The organism is Pseudomonas fluorescens (assembly GCF_902497995.1).
Lineage (GTDB): Bacteria > Pseudomonadota > Gammaproteobacteria > Pseudomonadales > Pseudomonadaceae > Aquipseudomonas > Aquipseudomonas fluorescens_BK.
On sequence record NZ_CABVII010000021.1, the window covers coordinates 46,809 to 63,797 of the forward strand.

The 16,989-nt window shown below is 59.3% G+C and carries 15 protein-coding genes; 5 read left to right on the forward strand and 10 right to left on the reverse strand.

The window, feature by feature from the left end:
- Positions 1-190: 190 nt before the first annotated feature.
- The 3 genes from gshA to F8N80_RS22680 all read right to left on the reverse strand — a co-directional run bounded on the left by gshA (position 191) and on the right by F8N80_RS22680 (position 4,750).
- A complete protein-coding gene (gene gshA, locus F8N80_RS22670; protein ID WP_150784736.1) occupies positions 191-1,774 on the reverse strand; it encodes a glutamate--cysteine ligase in 1,584 nt (527 codons plus the stop codon).
- A 268-nt stretch (positions 1,775-2,042) separates the two neighbouring features.
- Positions 2,043-2,426 carry a PaaI family thioesterase gene (locus F8N80_RS22675; protein ID WP_150784737.1) on the reverse strand — a complete coding sequence of 128 codons (384 nt, stop codon included), beginning with the start codon at positions 2,424-2,426 and terminating at the stop codon, positions 2,043-2,045.
- Positions 2,426-4,750 (reverse strand): Tex family protein, encoded by a 2,325-nt coding sequence (locus F8N80_RS22680; RefSeq protein WP_150784738.1) that lies wholly within the window; start codon positions 4,748-4,750, stop codon positions 2,426-2,428. Before F8N80_RS22680 ends, F8N80_RS22675 begins: the two co-directional genes overlap by 1 nt.
- Positions 4,751-5,110: 360 nt before the next feature.
- Between F8N80_RS22680 and ompR the strand changes: the two genes are divergently transcribed.
- Both ompR and F8N80_RS22690 read left to right on the forward strand, forming a co-directional pair.
- Positions 5,111-5,851 (forward strand): osmolarity response regulator transcription factor OmpR, encoded by a 741-nt coding sequence (gene ompR, locus F8N80_RS22685; protein ID WP_064675389.1) that lies wholly within the window; start codon positions 5,111-5,113, stop codon positions 5,849-5,851.
- A gap of 115 nt (positions 5,852-5,966) precedes the next feature.
- Complete coding sequence (locus tag F8N80_RS22690; protein WP_150747225.1) at positions 5,967-7,280, forward strand: ATP-binding protein; 1,314 nt, start codon at positions 5,967-5,969, stop codon at positions 7,278-7,280.
- 155 nt (positions 7,281-7,435) lie between these two features.
- Here the strand turns inward: F8N80_RS22690 and rimK are convergent, their stop codons facing one another.
- Positions 7,436-8,341 (reverse strand): 30S ribosomal protein S6--L-glutamate ligase, encoded by a 906-nt coding sequence (gene rimK / locus F8N80_RS22695; RefSeq protein ID WP_150747226.1) that lies wholly within the window; start codon positions 8,339-8,341, stop codon positions 7,436-7,438.
- A complete protein-coding gene (rimB, locus tag F8N80_RS22700) occupies positions 8,338-8,817 on the reverse strand; it encodes a retropepsin-like aspartic endopeptidase RimB (RefSeq protein WP_064675392.1) in 480 nt (159 codons plus the stop codon). The genes rimK and rimB overlap by 4 nt, the downstream gene beginning before the upstream one ends.
- Positions 8,818-9,033: 216 nt before the next feature.
- Between rimB and F8N80_RS22710 the strand changes: the two genes are divergently transcribed.
- The 3 genes from F8N80_RS22710 to F8N80_RS22725 all read left to right on the forward strand — a co-directional run bounded on the left by F8N80_RS22710 (position 9,034) and on the right by F8N80_RS22725 (position 12,258).
- Positions 9,034-9,441, forward strand: a complete 408-nt coding sequence (locus tag F8N80_RS22710; protein ID WP_150747228.1) for an RNA-binding S4 domain-containing protein — start codon at positions 9,034-9,036, stop codon at positions 9,439-9,441.
- 193 nt (positions 9,442-9,634) lie between these two features.
- Entirely contained in the window at positions 9,635-10,537 is a 903-nt protein-coding gene (gene hslO / locus F8N80_RS22715) for an Hsp33 family molecular chaperone HslO (RefSeq protein ID WP_150747229.1), read from the forward strand.
- 179 nt (positions 10,538-10,716) lie between these two features.
- On the forward strand, positions 10,717-12,258 hold the full coding sequence (locus F8N80_RS22725; protein ID WP_150747231.1) for a phosphoenolpyruvate carboxykinase: 1,542 nt from the start codon (positions 10,717-10,719) through the stop codon (positions 12,256-12,258).
- A gap of 231 nt (positions 12,259-12,489) precedes the next feature.
- Here the strand turns inward: F8N80_RS22725 and F8N80_RS22730 are convergent, their stop codons facing one another.
- From F8N80_RS22730 to F8N80_RS22750, 5 genes are all read right to left on the reverse strand, one after another.
- A complete protein-coding gene (locus F8N80_RS22730; RefSeq protein ID WP_150784739.1) occupies positions 12,490-13,761 on the reverse strand; it encodes a type II toxin-antitoxin system HipA family toxin in 1,272 nt (423 codons plus the stop codon).
- 2 nt (positions 13,762-13,763) lie between these two features.
- Positions 13,764-14,252, reverse strand: a complete 489-nt coding sequence (locus tag F8N80_RS22735; protein WP_150784740.1) for a helix-turn-helix domain-containing protein — start codon at positions 14,250-14,252, stop codon at positions 13,764-13,766.
- Between the two features lie 365 nt (positions 14,253-14,617).
- A complete protein-coding gene (locus tag F8N80_RS22740; protein ID WP_150747234.1) occupies positions 14,618-14,914 on the reverse strand; it encodes a hypothetical protein in 297 nt (98 codons plus the stop codon).
- A 406-nt stretch (positions 14,915-15,320) separates the two neighbouring features.
- Entirely contained in the window at positions 15,321-15,617 is a 297-nt protein-coding gene (locus tag F8N80_RS22745; protein WP_150748732.1) for a hypothetical protein, read from the reverse strand.
- 273 nt (positions 15,618-15,890) lie between these two features.
- Positions 15,891-16,964: a S8 family peptidase gene (locus F8N80_RS22750; RefSeq protein ID WP_150784741.1), complete on the reverse strand. Its 1,074-nt coding sequence runs from the start codon at positions 16,962-16,964 to the stop codon at positions 15,891-15,893.
- Positions 16,965-16,989: the final 25 nt, after the last annotated feature.

Genomic DNA, 16,989 nt, shown 5'->3' on the forward strand with positions numbered 1-16,989 from the left:
CGGGCAAGCCTCGCTCCTACAGTGATGAGGCCCTTAAGATTTGCGGTGGATTTCAGGCCGCCTTCGCTGCGGTGCGGCGATCCGATAAGCCGGCTCCTACAGGGTTTTGTGTTGGTTCCGCGATTGTGTGTGATCCCGGATCTGTAGGAGCGAGGCTTGCCCGCGATAAGGTCCGCAGGACCTTCGGAGATTAGTTGCTAATGGCCAAAATGCTCGCCTGATACGACCCGACAAACACATCGAAATCGCCAACTTCGTTCTGCTCCAGCTCCACCTGCTGAGCCAGCGACGAACGCGCCCGCTCTTCAAACTTCGCTTGCTCCTCGGTACTCAACGGCTCGCTGCGGAAATACTGCGCATGCACCTGGCTCTGACGCAGGGAGAACCGGGCAAAACTTTCCTTGTGCTCAGCCATCGCCGCCAGCACTTGGGCCGATGGCGTCAGAGACGGATCCCTGACCTTGGCCAGTTGCGCATCCAGTGCCTTGCTGTGGGCCTCGCCGCCATGGCTCTGATCCAGCAGCGCTGCCAGCGGCGCAATCTTCTCCAGCAATTCGCTGGCCCACTCTTTCATATCCACCGGCTGACCATCGCGTTGCAGTTGCAAGCCCGGACGGCGACCCTCCTTGACCACGCTGAGGAAGTTCGAGGTCGCGTTACCGCATGAGGTATTGGTCAGCAGCGGGCTGTCGTTCAGCGCGCAGTACAGCAGGAACGCGTCGAGGAACCGCGACTCCGGCAAGTCGATGCCCATCGGCAGGAAAGGGTTGATGTCCAGGCAGCGCACCTCGACGTACTGAATGCCACGGGCCACCAGCGCCTGGATCGGCCGTTCGCCAGTGTAGGTCACGCGTTTCGGGCGGATGTTGGAGTAGTACTCGTTTTCGATCTGCAGGATATTGGTGTTGAGCTGGACCCACTCACCATCCTTGTGCGTACCGATCTCGACATAGGGTGCATAGGGCGTGGCCACCGCTTTGCGCAGGCTGTCGGTGTAGCTGGCCAGATCGTTGTAGCACGGCGTCAGACCGGCCTGGGCGTTGCTCTGGTAACCCAGGTCGCTCATGCGCAGGCTGGTGGCATACGGCAGGTACAAGGTGTCCGGGTCCAACTGTTCCAGCTGGTGCGAACGCCCACGCAGGAAACCGGCGTCCAGCGCTGGCGAAGCACCGAACAGGTACATCAGCAACCAGCTATAGCGACGGAAGTTGCGAATCAGCGCGATATAGGCCGACGACTGGTAGTCGCGGTCGGTGCCGACAAAGCCTTCAGACTGTTTGAGCAGCGGCCAGAGCTTTTCCGGCAGGGAAAAGTTGTAATGGATCCCGGCGATGCACTGCATGGTCTTGCCGTAGCGCAGGGCCAGGCCCTTGCGGTAGACGTACTTGAGCTGACCGATGTTGGAGGTGCCGTAATAGGCGATCGGGATATCTTCCTCGGCCGGCAACGGGCACGGCATCGATGGACTCCACAGGTACTCGTTGCCGAGCTTGCTGTAGGCAAAACGGTGAATGCTGTCCAGACTCGCCAAGGTGTCTGCCGGATCGGGCAGGGCCGGGGTGATGAACTCCAGCAGCGACTCGGAATAGTCGGTGGTGATTTGTTCATTGGTCAGCGCGGAACCCAATTCTTCCGGGTGCGGCGTTTGCGCCAGGCGACCTTCGCCGGTCACGCGCAGGCATTCACGTTCGATGCCGTGAAGACACTGTTCGAGCAGAGAGAGGTTAGCGCGCTCGCCGAGCAGAGCCAGGCGGCGGTTGAGAAGTTCGCTCAAGTTGGATTCCTTCACGCGTCAGTCGCCCCAATATGGGGGTGGGCAAGACGGTCTACAAGGGTGAAGTTAAAACTGGCGTTTTCGCCTGGTTTTTGGACCGGTCAGACCAATGTCAGTCAGCCAAGTCACCACAATCCTGTGGGAGCGGGCTTGCTCGCGAATGCGGTGTTTCAGTCAAGTAACAGTTGCCTGACACACCGCATTCACGAGCAAGCCCGCTCCCACAGGTTTTATAGCGCTGAAATTAACTCAAAATGATGGCATTCATCTACAGGACAGCGAACGTGCCTTGTGCTTTTGCGACGAGTTTGTCGCCTTGCATTACATCGGCTTCGACCACCAACGTGCGGCGGCCCGGGTGGATCACCCGCGCCGTACACATCACTTCACCGTCAGACACGGCGCGAATGTAGTTGATCTTGCACTCGATGGTCGCACTCTGCCGGTCAAAGCCGTGGGTGCTGGAACAGGCCAGCCCCATGGCAATGTCCACCAGACTGAACAAGGCCCCGCCGTGCAGCTTGCCACCGCGGTTGCGCAGCTCTGGTTCAAGCGCCAGGGCGACTTGCGCCACCCCGGTCTCCAGGCTGTGCAAGCGACACCCCAGCAGCTTGAAAAAAGCGCTTTCGGTCAGCCCGACAGGAATGTCCATCAGCGTTTCTTCAACGGTTTGGCGTTGGCGAACAGCGAAGCCATGGCATTGTTTGTCGGGGCCGCCGCCGTGGTTTCCTTGCGTGGCGCGGTGTTCTGGGACTGGCGCGGAGCCGAACCAGGACGCGCGCCACGGGCGCCGTCGATTTTCTCGCCCGGGGTGTCGCTCATGCGCATTGACAGGCCAACGCGTTTGCGCGGGATGTCGACTTCCATGACCTTCACCTTCACCACATCACCGGCCTTGACCGCTTCACGAGGATCCTTGATGAATTTCTCCGAAAGCGCAGAGATGTGTACCAAACCGTCCTGATGCACGCCGATATCGACGAACGCACCGAAGTTGGTCACGTTGGTCACCACGCCTTCGAGGATCATGCCCGGTTGCAGGTCCTTGAGGTCTTCGACACCTTCCTGGAACTCGGCGGTCTTGAACTCGGGACGCGGGTCGCGACCCGGTTTCTCCAACTCTTGCAAGATGTCGGTGACCGTCGGCAGACCGAAGGTTTCGTCGGTGTACTTCTTCGGGTCAAGACGCTTGAGGAAGGTGGCGTCGCCGATCAGCGAACGTATGTCGCGATCGGTCTCGGCGGCGATGCGCTGAACCAGCGGATAGGCTTCCGGGTGAACCGCAGACGAATCCAGCGGGTTGTCGCCGTTCATCACGCGCAGGAAGCCGGCGGCTTGTTCGAAGGTTTTTTCGCCCAGGCGCGCGACTTTTTTCAGCGCCGCACGGGTCTTGAATGCGCCATGCTCGTCGCGATGGCTGACGATGTTCTGCGCCAACGTCGCGTTGAGGCCGGAAATACGGGCCAGCAGCGCCACGGAAGCGGTGTTGACGTCGACGCCCACGGCGTTCACGCAGTCTTCGACCACGGCGTCCAGGCCGCGCGCCAGTTTCAGCTGCGACACGTCGTGCTGGTACTGGCCGACGCCGATGGATTTCGGGTCGATCTTCACCAGCTCAGCCAGTGGATCCTGCAGGCGGCGAGCGATCGATACCGCGCCACGGATCGATACGTCGAGGTCCGGGAATTCCTTCGAAGCCAGTTCCGACGCCGAGTAAACCGATGCGCCGGCCTCGGAGACCATGACTTTGGTCATCTTCATGGCTGGGTATTTTTTGATCAGCTCAGCGGCCAGCTTGTCGGTTTCGCGGCTGGCGGTGCCGTTGCCGATGGCGATCAGGTCCACCGCATGCTTGGCGCACAGGGCAGCCAGAATCGCGATGGTCTGGTCCCACTTGTTATGCGGCACGTGCGGATAAACCGTGGCGTGATCCAACAGCTTGCCGGTGGCATCGACCACGGCGACCTTGCAACCGGTGCGCAGGCCCGGGTCGAGGCCCAGGGTGGCACGCGGGCCGGCCGGGGCCGACAACAGCAAGTCGTGCAGGTTGTGGGCGAACACGTTGATCGCTTCGGTTTCCGCGCCGTCGCGCAGCTCACCCAGCAGGTCGGTTTCCAAGTGGGTGTAAAGCTTGACCTTCCAGGTCCAGCGCACCACTTCGCCCAGCCATTTGTCGGCGGCGCGGTTCTGGTTCTGGATGCCGAATTGCTGGCCGATCATGCCTTCGCATGGGTGCATGGTGCCCGGCAGCTCGTCGCCGACTTTCAGCGCAGAGCTGAGGATGCCTTCGTTGCGGCCACGGAAAATCGCCAGCGCACGGTGCGATGGCATGCTTTTCAGCGGTTCGTCGTGTTCGAAGTAGTCGCGAAACTTGGCGCCTGCCTCTTCCTTGCCGGCGATTACGCGGGCACTGAGGGTAGCTTCCTGCTTGAGGTAGCTGCGCAGTTTGTCCAGCAGGCCGGCGTCTTCGGCGAAGCGTTCCATCAGGATGTACTTGGCGCCTTCAAGGGCCGCCTTCACGTCGGTCACGCCTTTTTCGGCATCGATGAAGCGTGCCGCTTCGGTGTCCGGCGTCAATGTCGGGTCGTTGAACAGACCGTCGGCCAACTCGCCGAGGCCAGCTTCCAGGGCGATCTGGCCCTTGGTTCGGCGCTTCTGCTTGTACGGCAGGTACAAGTCTTCGAGGCGGGTCTTGGTGTCGGCGAGTTTGATGTCGCGCTCAAGCTGTGGGGTCAGCTTGCCTTGCTCCTGGATGCTGGAGAGGATGCTGATACGCCGTTCATCGAGTTCTCGCAGGTAGCGCAGACGCTCTTCCAGATGACGCAGCTGGATGTCATCGAGGCTGCCGGTCACTTCTTTTCGGTAACGGGCGATAAAGGGCACTGTGGAGCCTTCATCGAGTAGCGCGACGGCCGCTTCGACCTGTTGTGGGCGGACACCGAGTTCCTCGGCGATGCGGCTGTTGATGCTGTCCATAAAACCACCTGACAAATTGTGAAAGCAGGCTCGCAGGCACAGGGTTAAAGGCGCGACGAGTCTGGTTGAGCGGCCTGGCCTGCGCCGCTACCTGGATCAACAGGCTTCCCGTTGACCCGTGAAATCGAACAATTACTGCCAGCGCCATGAAAATAAAAAGCGGCCGCTGCAGTAATGATCAGACGTTGCCTGACACAAAAGGCCGCGCATTATAACCAGCGTTCGGTCATTCGGGGGCATCAGAGGCTGTAGGCACATTGCCCGGATTCCTGGCGGTAAAGGAAAAATCTGCTAACAATGCACACGGTGCGTATAACGACAGCTACGCCATAATGCGCGCCGAGATCAAAGGAGCATCCAATGAGCAGCACTGCAAACATTGCTGAAGGCGAAAAAATTCTTATCGTTGACGACGATCCGGGGCTCAGCAGCCTGCTGGAACGCTTTTTCGTCAGCAAGGGCTACCGCGCCCGCGCCGTCCCGAACACCGAACAAATGGACCGCCTGCTGGCGCGTGAAGTGTTCAACCTGGTTGTCCTCGACCTGATGCTGCCCGGCGAAGACGGCTTGACCGCCTGCCGCCGCCTGCGCGGCGCGAACAATCAGATTCCGATCATCATGCTCACCGCCAAGGGCGATGAGCTGAGCCGCATCAAAGGCCTCGAACTGGGCGCCGACGATTACCTGGCCAAGCCGTTCAACCCGGACGAGCTGATGGCTCGGGTCAAAGCCGTCCTGCGCCGTCAGGCAGCACCGGTGCCGGGCGCGCCGGGCAGCGAAGACGAAAGCGTGACCTTTGGTGACTACGAGCTGTCCCTGGCTACCCGCGAACTCAAACGCGGCGACGAAGTGCACATGCTCACCACCGGTGAGTTCGCCGTGCTCAAGGCGCTGGTGATGAACGCTCGCCAGCCACTGACCCGCGATAAACTGATGAACCTGGCCCGTGGTCGCGAGTGGGATGCGCTGGAGCGTTCCATCGACGTGCAGATTTCCCGTCTGCGCCGGATGATCGAGCCTGATCCATCCAAGCCACGCTACATCCAGACGGTATGGGGCGTGGGTTACGTGTTCGTTCCGGATGGCGCCGCCACCAAGTGATCGGCGATTTGTAGGGGCGAGTCGAGCGGGCGACGGATCATATGATCTTGCCCGCAGACTCGCGATCTGCAATATGCGAGCATCGCTCGCTTCTGCATGTATGTAGCGGTTATTCATGAAAACCCCCGTTTGGTTCCCCCAGAGCTTTTTTTCACGCACCCTTTGGCTGGTGCTGATCGTCGTCCTGTTCTCCAAGGCGCTGACCCTGGTTTACCTGTTGATGAACGAAGATGTGCTGGTGGACCGCCAATACAGCCACGGCGTCGCCCTGACGCTACGCGCCTATTGGGCGGCGGATGAAGAAAACCGCGAGAAGATCGCCGATGCCGCCACCCTGATCAGGGTGGTGGGCGCCGGTGTGCCGGAAGGTGAACAGCACTGGCCGTACAGCGAGATCTACCAGCGACAGATGCAGTCCGAACTGGGGGCCGACACCGAAGTGCGATTACGCATGCACTCGCCGCCGGCACTGTGGGTTCGGGCACCCAGCCTGGGCGATGGCTGGCTGAAAGTGCCGCTTTACCCGCATCCGTTGCGGGGCCAGAAAATCTGGAACGTGCTCGGCTGGTTCCTCGCCATTGGCTTGCTGTCCACAGCTTCGGCGTGGATCTTCGTCAGCCAGCTCAACCAACCCTTGAAACGTCTGGTCTATGCCGCTCGGCAACTCGGTCAGGGCCGCAGCGTGCGCCTGCCCATCAGCGATACGCCCAGTGAAATGACCGAGGTGTACCGCGCTTTCAACCAGATGGCCGAAGACGTCGAACAGGCTGGCCGCGAGCGCGAGCTGATGTTGGCCGGCGTGTCCCACGACCTGCGAACGCCGTTGACCCGTTTGCGGCTGTCCCTGGAGTTGATGGGCGACCATAGCGACCTGACTGACGACATGGTCCGCGACATCGAAGACATGGACGCCATTCTCGATCAGTTCCTGGCCTTCATCCGCGATGGCCGTGACGAGTCGGTGGAAGAGGTGGACCTGACTGACCTGGTGCGTGAAGTCGCCGCGCCGTACAACCAGAATGAAGAAAAAGTCCGGCTGCGCCTGGAGCCGATTCAACCCTTCCCCTTGCGTCGGGTGTCGATGAAGCGGCTGCTGAATAACCTGATCGGCAACGCGCTGCATCATGCTGGCAGCGGGGTTGAAGTGGCGGCTTATGTGTCCGGGGATGTCAGTGCACCCTATGTGGTGCTCAGTGTCATGGACCGGGGAGCGGGGATTGATCCGTCAGAGCTGGAAGCGATCTTCAACCCGTTCACTCGCGGTGATCGTGCCCGGGGCGGGAAGGGGACCGGGTTGGGATTGGCCATCGTGAAGCGGATTGCTTCGATGCATGGCGGCAATGTCGAACTGCGCAACCGGTCCGGTGGCGGGCTGGAAGCGCGGGTGCGGCTGCCGTTGGGGTTGATGTTGCCTCGGGATGCGGTTTAAGCGCTGGCATCTTCGGTGTCGCCGATGGCCCCTTCGCGGGCAAGCCCGCTCCCACAGTAGTTCAGGTGGATCACAGATTCTGTGTAAGACCTGAAACCCTGTGGGAGCGGGCTTGCCCGCGAAGGCGGCCTTACAGCCGCTATAAAACCCGGGTCTTAACCCTTACCTTTGGTCCGAGTCATATTCGGCCCACCATTCTTCTCCAGATGCTCAATGATGATCCCCGCCACGTTCTTGCTGGTGGTGGTTTCAATCCCCTCCAGCCCCGGCGAAGAGTTCACTTCCATCACCAGCGGCCCATGATTGGAGCGCAGGATGTCCACACCGGCCACCGACAACCCCATCACCTTCGCCGCACGCAACGCGGTCATGCGCTCTTCCGGCGTGATCTTGATCAGGCTGGCGCTGCCGCCCCGGTGCAGGTTGGAGCGAAACTCCCCGGGCTTGGCCTGGCGTTTCATCGCCGCAATCACCTTGTCACCGACCACGAAGCAGCGAATGTCCGCACCGCCGGCTTCCTTGATGTATTCCTGAACCATGATGTTCTGCTTGAGGCCCATGAACGCCTCGATCACCGACTCCGCTGCGGTCGCGGTTTCGCACAGCACCACGCCGATGCCCTGGGTGCCTTCCAGCACCTTGATCACCAGCGGCGCGCCGTTGACCATCGCGATCAAATCGGGAATGTCGTCCGGGGAATGGGCAAAACCGGTGACTGGCAAGCCGATCCCGCGGCGCGACAGCAATTGCAGCGAACGCAGTTTGTCCCGCGAGCGGGCGATGGCCACCGATTCGTTGAGCGGAAATACGCCCATCATTTCGAACTGGCGCAATACCGCGCAGCCATAAAACGTCACCGACGCACCGATCCGCGGAATCACCGCGTCGAAACCTTCCAGCGGCCTGCCGCGGTAATGGATCTGCGGCTTGTGGCTGGCAATGTTCATGTAGGCGCGCAGGGTGTCGATCACCACCATTTCATGGCCACGCTCGGTCCCGGCTTCAACCAGACGACGAGTGGAATACAGACGCGGGTTCCGCGACAGCACAGCGATCTTCATGCAACACCTGTGGAGGAGGTAGATACCGGGAACACCGGCTTGTCTTGAACGTATTTAATGCCCGGATTGACCACCAGCTGGCCATCGATCAGGGCTTTGGAGCCGAGTAACAGGCGATACCGCATGGATTTGCGGCAGGCGAGCGTGAACTCGACCCGCCAGACCCGATCACCGAGGGCCAGGGTAGTGCTGACTACGTAACGCATCTGCGCGTGGCCGTTGGAGCTTTTAATGGTTTTGCGCGTCACCAGCGGTGCTTCGCAGCGCCGGTGACGCAGTTGCACCACCGTGCCCAGGTGCGCAGTAAAGCGCACCCACTGTTCGCCCTCGCGCTCGAATGGCTCGATGTCGGTGGCATGCAGGCTGGAGGTGCTGGCGCCGGTGTCGATTTTTGCCCGCAGGCCTGCGACTCCCAAATCCGGGAGCGCCACCCACTCGCGCAGACCGACAACGGTCAAATGGTCAAATGTCTTCAAAGGTACTCAACCGGCATAAACCGCTCGGGCCGAAAACGGCCGGATTCGCGGTATTCACGCAGAATAATGGTTAAAAGGCGACAGATATCTACGGCCCGGATTTCCAGTCCTTCGGGGAGGCTCTGGAATGTGCATATTGTAGTCCGAGACGGTGGATTTCTTGGCACGACAGAAACGGTAGTACAGTTCACCAATATTTCTGGATGAGGAAATTCCATGGCACAAAAAAGCGAAGAGGACGACAAGGTCCGTCTCGATAAGTGGTTGTGGGCTGCGCGTTTTTATAAAACACGTGCCTTGGCCAAGGCGGCGATTGAAAGCGGCAAGGTGCATTGCCGGGGCGAGCGCTGCAAGCCGGGCAAGGAACCGAGGATCGGTGACGAGTTTCAGATTCGCCAAGGCTTCGAGGAACGCACGGTGGTGGTCCAGGCATTATCCATCGTGCGCCGTGGCGCGCCCGAGGCTCATGCGCTATACACCGAGACCGAAGCCAGCATCGCCAAACGCGAAGCGGCGGCCGCCATGCGCAAGGCCGGTTCGCTGGGCATGAGCACCGATGGCAAGCCCAGCAAGAAACAGCGACGGGATTTGTTCAAGTTTCGCGGCAGCAGCAACGACGAGTAATGCTGTTTGATTGTGTGTCGTTCGGGCGAAATTGCACGAAGCCCGACCGGCGCAGGTTGCACCTTGCCTGGAACAAACCACGGATTGTTCATAAAATGCCGCTCTTGGCTGAACGTTGCGCACCACTCGAGTGCAACAGACGCAATGTTAAACGCTTGTAACCCTATTGCCATTACTTCAGATACCCAGACCTATGACCGACCTGACGGATACCGACTACACCCAACGCTTCATCTTCGATGACAGCGACACCCGCGGCGAGCTGGTTACGTTGGAGCGAAGCTATGCCGAAGTCCTTGCCAAACATCCCTATCCGGAGCCGGTCGCACAACTGCTCGGCGAACTGATGGCGGCAGCGTCGTTGCTGGTCGGCACTTTGAAGTTCGACGGTTTGCTGATTCTTCAGGCCCGTTCCGATGGCCCGGTGCCGCTACTGATGATCGAATGCTCCAGCGAGCGCGAAATCCGTGGCTTGGCCCGTTACGAGGCAGACCAGATCGCACCTGACGCGACCCTCGCCGACCTGATGCCCAACGGCGTATTGGCGCTGACCGTTGATCCGGTCCAGGGCCAGCGTTACCAAGGTATCGTCGATCTCGACGGTGAAACCCTGTCGGATTGTTTCACCAACTACTTCGTCATGTCGCAGCAGGTGAATACGCGTTTCTGGCTGTACGCCGATGGTCGTCGCGCCCGCGGCCTGTTGCTGCAGCAATTGCCCGCCGACCGTCTGAAAGATGAAGAAGAACGCGCCGCTAGCTGGCAGCACATCACCGCGCTGGCCAGCACCCTGACCGCCGATGAATTGCTCGGCCTGGACAACGAAACCGTACTCCATCGCCTCTACCACGAAGAGCAGGTTCGTCTGTTCGATGTGCAGAAACTGCGCTTCCGTTGCAGCTGCTCGCGCGAACGTTCGGCCAATGCGTTGGTCAGTTTGGGACTTGAAGATGCGCAGGCACTGGTCATCGAACACGGTGGCAACATCGAGATTGATTGCCAGTTCTGCAACGAGCGCTACCTGTTCGACGCCGCCGATATCGTTCAATTGTTCGCCGGTGCGGGTGTCGAGACACCGTCAGATACCCGTCACTAAAACGATTCAGCGCAGGTAAATTCACTGGTTAGTGCCGGATTAACGCCGTTACGACGGGAGGGCCCTACTATTTTTGGGCGTTTCTGGCATAATCCGGGCCACTTTTTTCGCGGTAGTAGTGCACGACTTTCTACTACAAAACGTTTGGAGCACTCGGCCAATGGCCGACGGGGAACCTCATGACGCAAGCCAATAACGCCGTGTACACCGATCTGAGTGTTGATGATCTGGTTAAAGAAGCCCTCAATCGCGGTGAAGGCGAGCTTGCCGATACCGGCGCGCTGGTTGTTCGCACCGGTCACCGTACCGGCCGCTCGCCAGTCGATCGCTTCATCGTTGAAGAACCGACCACCCAGGACGCTATCGCCTGGGGCCCGATCAACCGCAAGTTCCCGGCCGACAAGTTCGATGCCCTGTGGGCTCGCGTCGAGGCGTTCAACAACGCGCAAGAGCATTTCGTTTCCCATGTGCATGTAGGTGCGTCGCAAGACCACTACCTGGCCGTGAAGATGACCACCCAGACTGCCTGGCAGAACCTGTTCGGTCGTTGCCTGTTCATCAATCCGGCCCAGTACAACCCGGCTGACCGTGCAGAGTGGCAGGTGCTCAACGTTGCCAACTTCGAATGCGTGCCAGAACGTGACGGCACCAACTCCGACGGTTGCGTGATCCTCAACTTCGCACAGAAGAAAGTGCTGATCGCCGGCATGCGTTACGCCGGTGAGATGAAGAAAGCCATGTTCTCGGTGCAGAACTTCCTGCTGCCGGCCGCCGACGTGCTGCCGATGCACTGCGCCGCCAACATCGGTGAAGAGGGCGACGTGACCCTGTTCTTCGGTCTGTCCGGCACCGGCAAGACCACCCTGTCCGCCGATGAAAGCCGTTACCTGATCGGTGACGACGAGCACGGCTGGGGTGAAGGCGTTGTCTTCAACATCGAAGGCGGCTGCTACGCCAAGTGCATCGACCTGTCCGAGAAGAACGAGCCGGTCATCTGGAAAGCCATCAAGCACGGCGCAGTCCTGGAAAACGTCGTTATCGATGAAGCCAAACACGCCGATTACGCTGATGTCAGCCTGACCCAGAACAGCCGCGCCGCCTACCCGCTGGAGCATGTTGCCAAGCGTTCCGAGAAAAACCTCGGTGGCGAGCCAAACGCTGTGATCTTCCTGACCTGCGACCTGACCGGCGTCCTGCCGCCAGTGTCGATCCTCAGCGAAGAACAAGCGGCCTACCACTTCCTGTCCGGCTACACCGCACTGGTGGGCTCGACCGAAATGGGTTCCGGCAGCGGCATCAAGTCGACCTTCTCCACCTGCTTCGGCGCACCGTTCTTCCCGCGTCCGGCCGGCGAATACGCAGAGCTGCTGATCAAGCGCATCCGCGGCTTCGGCTCCAAGGTCTACCTGGTCAACACCGGCTGGACCGGCGGCAGCTACGGCGTGGGCAAACGCTTCAACATCCCGACCACTCGCGGCGTGATCGCAGCGATCCAGAGCGGCGCGTTGATCGGTGCTGAAACCGAACACCTCGACACCATCAACCTCGACGTGCCACTGGCCGTACCGGGCGTTGATACTGAGCTGTTGAACCCACGTAATACCTGGGCTGACAAGGCTGCTTATGATGAAGCCGCTAAAGCACTGGCTGGGTTGTTTGTTGAGAACTTCAAGAAGTTCGATGTGAGCGACGCGATCAAGGCTGCTGGGCCGAAGTTGTAAGGGGCGGATTTAGCGAATGAAAAAGCCGCCCTTCGAGGCTAATGTCAGTCAGTTAAGCTGCAGAACCTGTGGGAGCGGGCTTGCTCGCGAAAGCGGTGGATCAGGCGACATCAATGTTGACTGTGCCGCAGTCTTCGCGAGCAAGCCCACTCCCACAGGGATTTCGCTTAACTGACTGGCATTGCCCTTCGAGGCGGCTTTTTTGTGTGCGAAAGACGAGCAGTACGGGGGTCACTCGGCAGACAGGCGAAACGCGTGAGCCATATTGTCTTGCTCGCGTTTCGACAACCCTGCTGCGCCAGCGACTTTTGACCACTGGCTCACCACCTCTTGGAAGTTCTCAATTATTTCTCCCGCATCAACACGGCTAACCCGAAAGTACCCTGCCACTTCGCGAGCGAGTTCGAGATCCAAAGCATTGTCGGCATCTGTAATGTTGAGCTTCAACCCATCGGCGTGTGCAACCGGGTTCATGTCGTAGGCATCAGACAGGCGCCACCCCCGGCCGGGGTCAAGGAGAAAACCATGGTTGCGCATGTGGTCGTCGGTATTGGAGACCAGGATGTTGAACACGATACGTGACCACAACTCGCGGAGATCTTTGTCGGGTTCTGAGCCATGCTCCATGAGTACTTCTGCCAGCTCTAGATAGCTGGCGCCCACCGATGCATCGTCACCGTCCACGCGGTCAGTCATGGTCATGGCTGAGGCGAAATGTAGTCGCCCACCCGTTTCGGTACGGTCGAAGCGTTTGACCATGAAGCAGTGATGGTCGCTCGCATAGCGTTGTGCAATACCCTTCGCCACCCGCAGACCGCATTGATTCGCCAGAACACTCACCACGAATTCCCATCCGCCGACGTCATAGTCGTCCCGAGTGCTCGGAAACTTGGCGATCCACAGATGACCATTCTTGTCAGCAACACTGGCCTTGGGCCTGGCACCGCCCAATGAACCACCGGGTGCGATCAACATTCTCAGCCACTCGCGCCCATCGAGTGACGTGTTGTCTGGATCGTTTTCCAACGCTCGACTTGCCTGCTCCAGCGCGCGTAATTCGACAAAGGGAGGTGCTGCCAATCCGTCTCGATCATCCAGAAAATTGCCTTCGTCATTGAGCTTGTAGCGAATAGCGCCGACTCGATAGCGGTCATGAACGCCTAACAGGAAATCCGACTCATAGAGCTTGGTACCCTTCGGGGCCAAGCCGTCGCGGATGTCCCGTTCCAGTCGGCGTTTCATCAGCAATTGACCCCAGCGATCCGGGCTTGAGTCGGCAAAAACGCCGAAGCGGGTCTGGTGCTGTTCTGGGAACTGTCGCCCTTCGAAGAGTTTGATGCGGGGATCCAGCGTCGTGAAATTCAACTCGGGATCGGCCAAAGCAGCAGTGTCGTACTCAAACTCGAACACGTTAGTGGAGCGAGCCTTTCCGGCATGAAGAAACCCAAGACGCCTTGGTCTTTGCAGGGTTTCCCAATCGGCATACACCGCGATCAGTGTCATTTTTAATCCGTCTCAGGTTTAGATTTTTTCTTGGTAAACAAATTGGAGAAAGAGTGGGTGTTCAGTGGGAAATCAACCTCAAGATCCGAATCGGAGATGGGGCTTTCCGGTGCTTGCGTCGTCCGGTCTTGAATGGGTGACGATGCTTTCGTTGGAGCCACGTTGCGCACTCGTCGGTGTTTACTGGTTGCGGCGCTCGCTCGTGGGGTTAATTGCGCGTCTTGCAGTTGGCGTCCCAACTCATCCGTTGCGGCGAGCTTGCTCAAGTCTTTCTCCAGGCCCAGAACCTGCATCACGGACGTATAGGCCCCCATCGTCACGCCTGAACCGCCGGACTCCAACGAGCGTAGCGTTGTCAGAGACATGCCTGCTCTCTCAGCCACTTGCTTGGCTGTCAGCTTGCGACGTAGCCGAGCGAGTTTGAGTCGTTCTCCAAACTCGGCGAGCAACCTGGATGCGGCCGGCAACAGGGGTGCTGTTTTTTTAGCCATGTGCCATTATTCCTTCGTTTTTAGGCCTTAACTGCCAGAATAATAGCACTTATATGGTGATTTGCTGGGCCGCCCCAACGTGTAGCAAGGCCCTCTCTGCTAGTACGGCCACTCCAGATATAGGTGGGAGGCGGTTAGTAGAACTGCCATTATTCCAACTTAAATCGCAAAAAACAGCCAGAATATTACCACTTAAGTGGTCGGCTAGATCTCTTCCAGAGCTTTTGTATCCCACCGTTGCAACTTTGATCGTTCCAAGGTCTGAGTGGGAATGCAGCCCGGGACGCACTGCGTCCCAAGAGCTGAACGCGGAGCGTCCGTAGAGGCATTCTCACGCAGAGCGTGGGAACGATCTCCAGGCCGCGTCAGGCCGGGGCTTTCCAGTTCAGCATGCGTTGTTGGGCGACTTTTAGCAGGTCGCAGCCGTCCTGGGTCAGAAGGTAGAGCGCGTGGGTGATGTGGGGGATGTCTTTGAGGTCGCCTTGCTCGAAGCCTTGGCAGTGCAGGGTTTGGAGCAGTTCGCTGGAGGCTCGGATGCGCTGGAGGGCCGCTTCGAGGATGTCTTGGGGGTTGGCTTCTGTGTCGATGATCAGGGGCGGGGAATCGGTGAGGTTGGTTTGGAGTGGGCGGTAGCGATTTGGAAACGGATTTAGAGTTTGCATATGAATGACTCGGTTTGTTGTTAAGTAACCGCCAGCACCGTGACCAAACGATGGGAGGCGGACTGTGCGCAGGTTTGGTCAACCGAGAACAACAACCCGGCTCGCCCGAAGGCGTCCCGCACACAGCCGCCATAGCAATGCACTGCGAGGACATAGATGTCCGCGGCGCGAATGATGGCACACATGTGTGCGTTGTTCTCAGGTGACCAAACCTGATCGCTGATTTTGCAGCGATGACGAGACAGTAAATGTTTATATCCAGGTAGCGATAGGCGACAAGGCGTCTGTGGTTGTAGGAAGGGGATGAAGATTTAATAGGCCGTTGCTGACGGAGCTATCCCTTCAAATCGGGCGTTTTTTTCATCAGCCGCACCGCGTTATCGTTCTTCGCGGGCAAGCCTCGCTCCTACAGCGGGTTGGTGGTTTTCGGTAGTCGCTGTCGGGCCACCTCGAGCAGGTCGTGTCCGTCCTGGGTCAGCAGGTACAGCGCGCTGACGATGTTGGGAATATCACTCGCGTCGGCCTGTTTGAAGCACAGGCAATACAGTGTTTCGAGCAGGTCGCTGGCGGCGCGGATGCGTTGGTGGGCGGCGTCGAGGATTTCGTGAGGGTCGGCTTCGGTGTCGATGACCAGCACGGGGGTGTCGCTGTAGCTTGTCCTGAGGGGGCGGTAGCGGTCTGTGAGCGGATCGGGGTTGTTCATCGAGGTCAGTCCTGTGGGGAAGTCGGGCAGTCTCGCCGGCAGGCCGACACACTGTTTCAGCCTCGCCGGAAACTATAGAAGGGGGAGGCACCAGGGGACAAGACGGCCGCGATGGACAGGTTTTGTAGGGGGTTTACCGGCCCTTTGGGATTCGGCCTACAGGTTTGCGCGGTTTTTTACAGCAGATTCCCTGGAGGTGAAAAATCCCACGGGTTTGTCAGGCAGAGCGCGACACCCCTCGGTATGGCGCGCGCCGGACTGTGTACGACTTTTCTAAAGTGTCTGGTCGTGATTGTTGGCTGGGGGCTGGCGTGAGGCCGCTTCAAGGTCCATCAATCCTCTACCGTACGCTTCACTGTTGGCATAGATGCCAGTCCGGTTCGCCGTTGCCAGCAGGCGTTCGCGCACTTGCTGCGCGGTAAGCTCGGGATAGCGGCTGTGCAATGCCGCCAGAGCACCACTGACCAGCGCGGCAGCCGGTGAGGTGCCTGCGGTCTGTACGTATTGCCCGTCCTTGCTGGTGGTCAGCAGGCCTTGCCCTGCGCCGGAATCGCCACCCGGTACGGCGATGCACCAGGCTGCCGCCACGCCGCAGTAGTTGGACTTGGCGTTGATGCCGCTGCCGTCGCTTTTCAATGCCACCACAGCGATCCAGCCCTTTTCCAGTTCGGGCAGGGCGAGTGGCAAGCCGGGTTCGGCCAGGGGTTCTCGTTTCAGTTCGTTACCGGTCGGGAACACGAATACCGCGCCGTCCCGGACCAGTTTTCGCGCGGTCACCAACGACTCTGGCATGACCTGGTTGTAGCGTGCCTCGTTGATCTCGGTCGCCGGGATGGCATTGGCCCACGAGTTGTTGAGAATGCGCGCGCCCTTGTCGAAACCGGTTTGCCAGGATTGTGCAATCTCACTGTCAAAGAAAAATGGCTCGTTGTCGTCGCCAAAACGAAAGGGGATCAGTTGTGCGTTGAACGCAACGCCGTGCATGCCATGGTCATCCTTGTTGGCCGCGAGAATGCCGGCCATCTGGGTGCCGTGACCGATCCGGTCGAGGGTGCCGACCTTGTTCTCGACATAATCGAAGCCCGGGTCTCGGATTCTTCCCTGAAATGCTGGCAGGCTACTGTTCAGGCCTGAGTCGACCAAGGCTACGGCCACGCCCTGGCCGGTGCCGCCACGGGCATAAAGGGTTGAAGCGTGAATGACTGCCAGGCCCTTCTGGGCTCGATACTCCGGTGTTTCGAACCGGGTCGGATCGATGGCGGGTTGCACAGGGTTTGTGAGACAGCCACTTAAGAGCAATGGCAGCGCCAGCGCAGGGGCAAGTGAAAAGCCGGATAGTTGAAGCATGGTCGTTCCTTGATGGATATCCGCG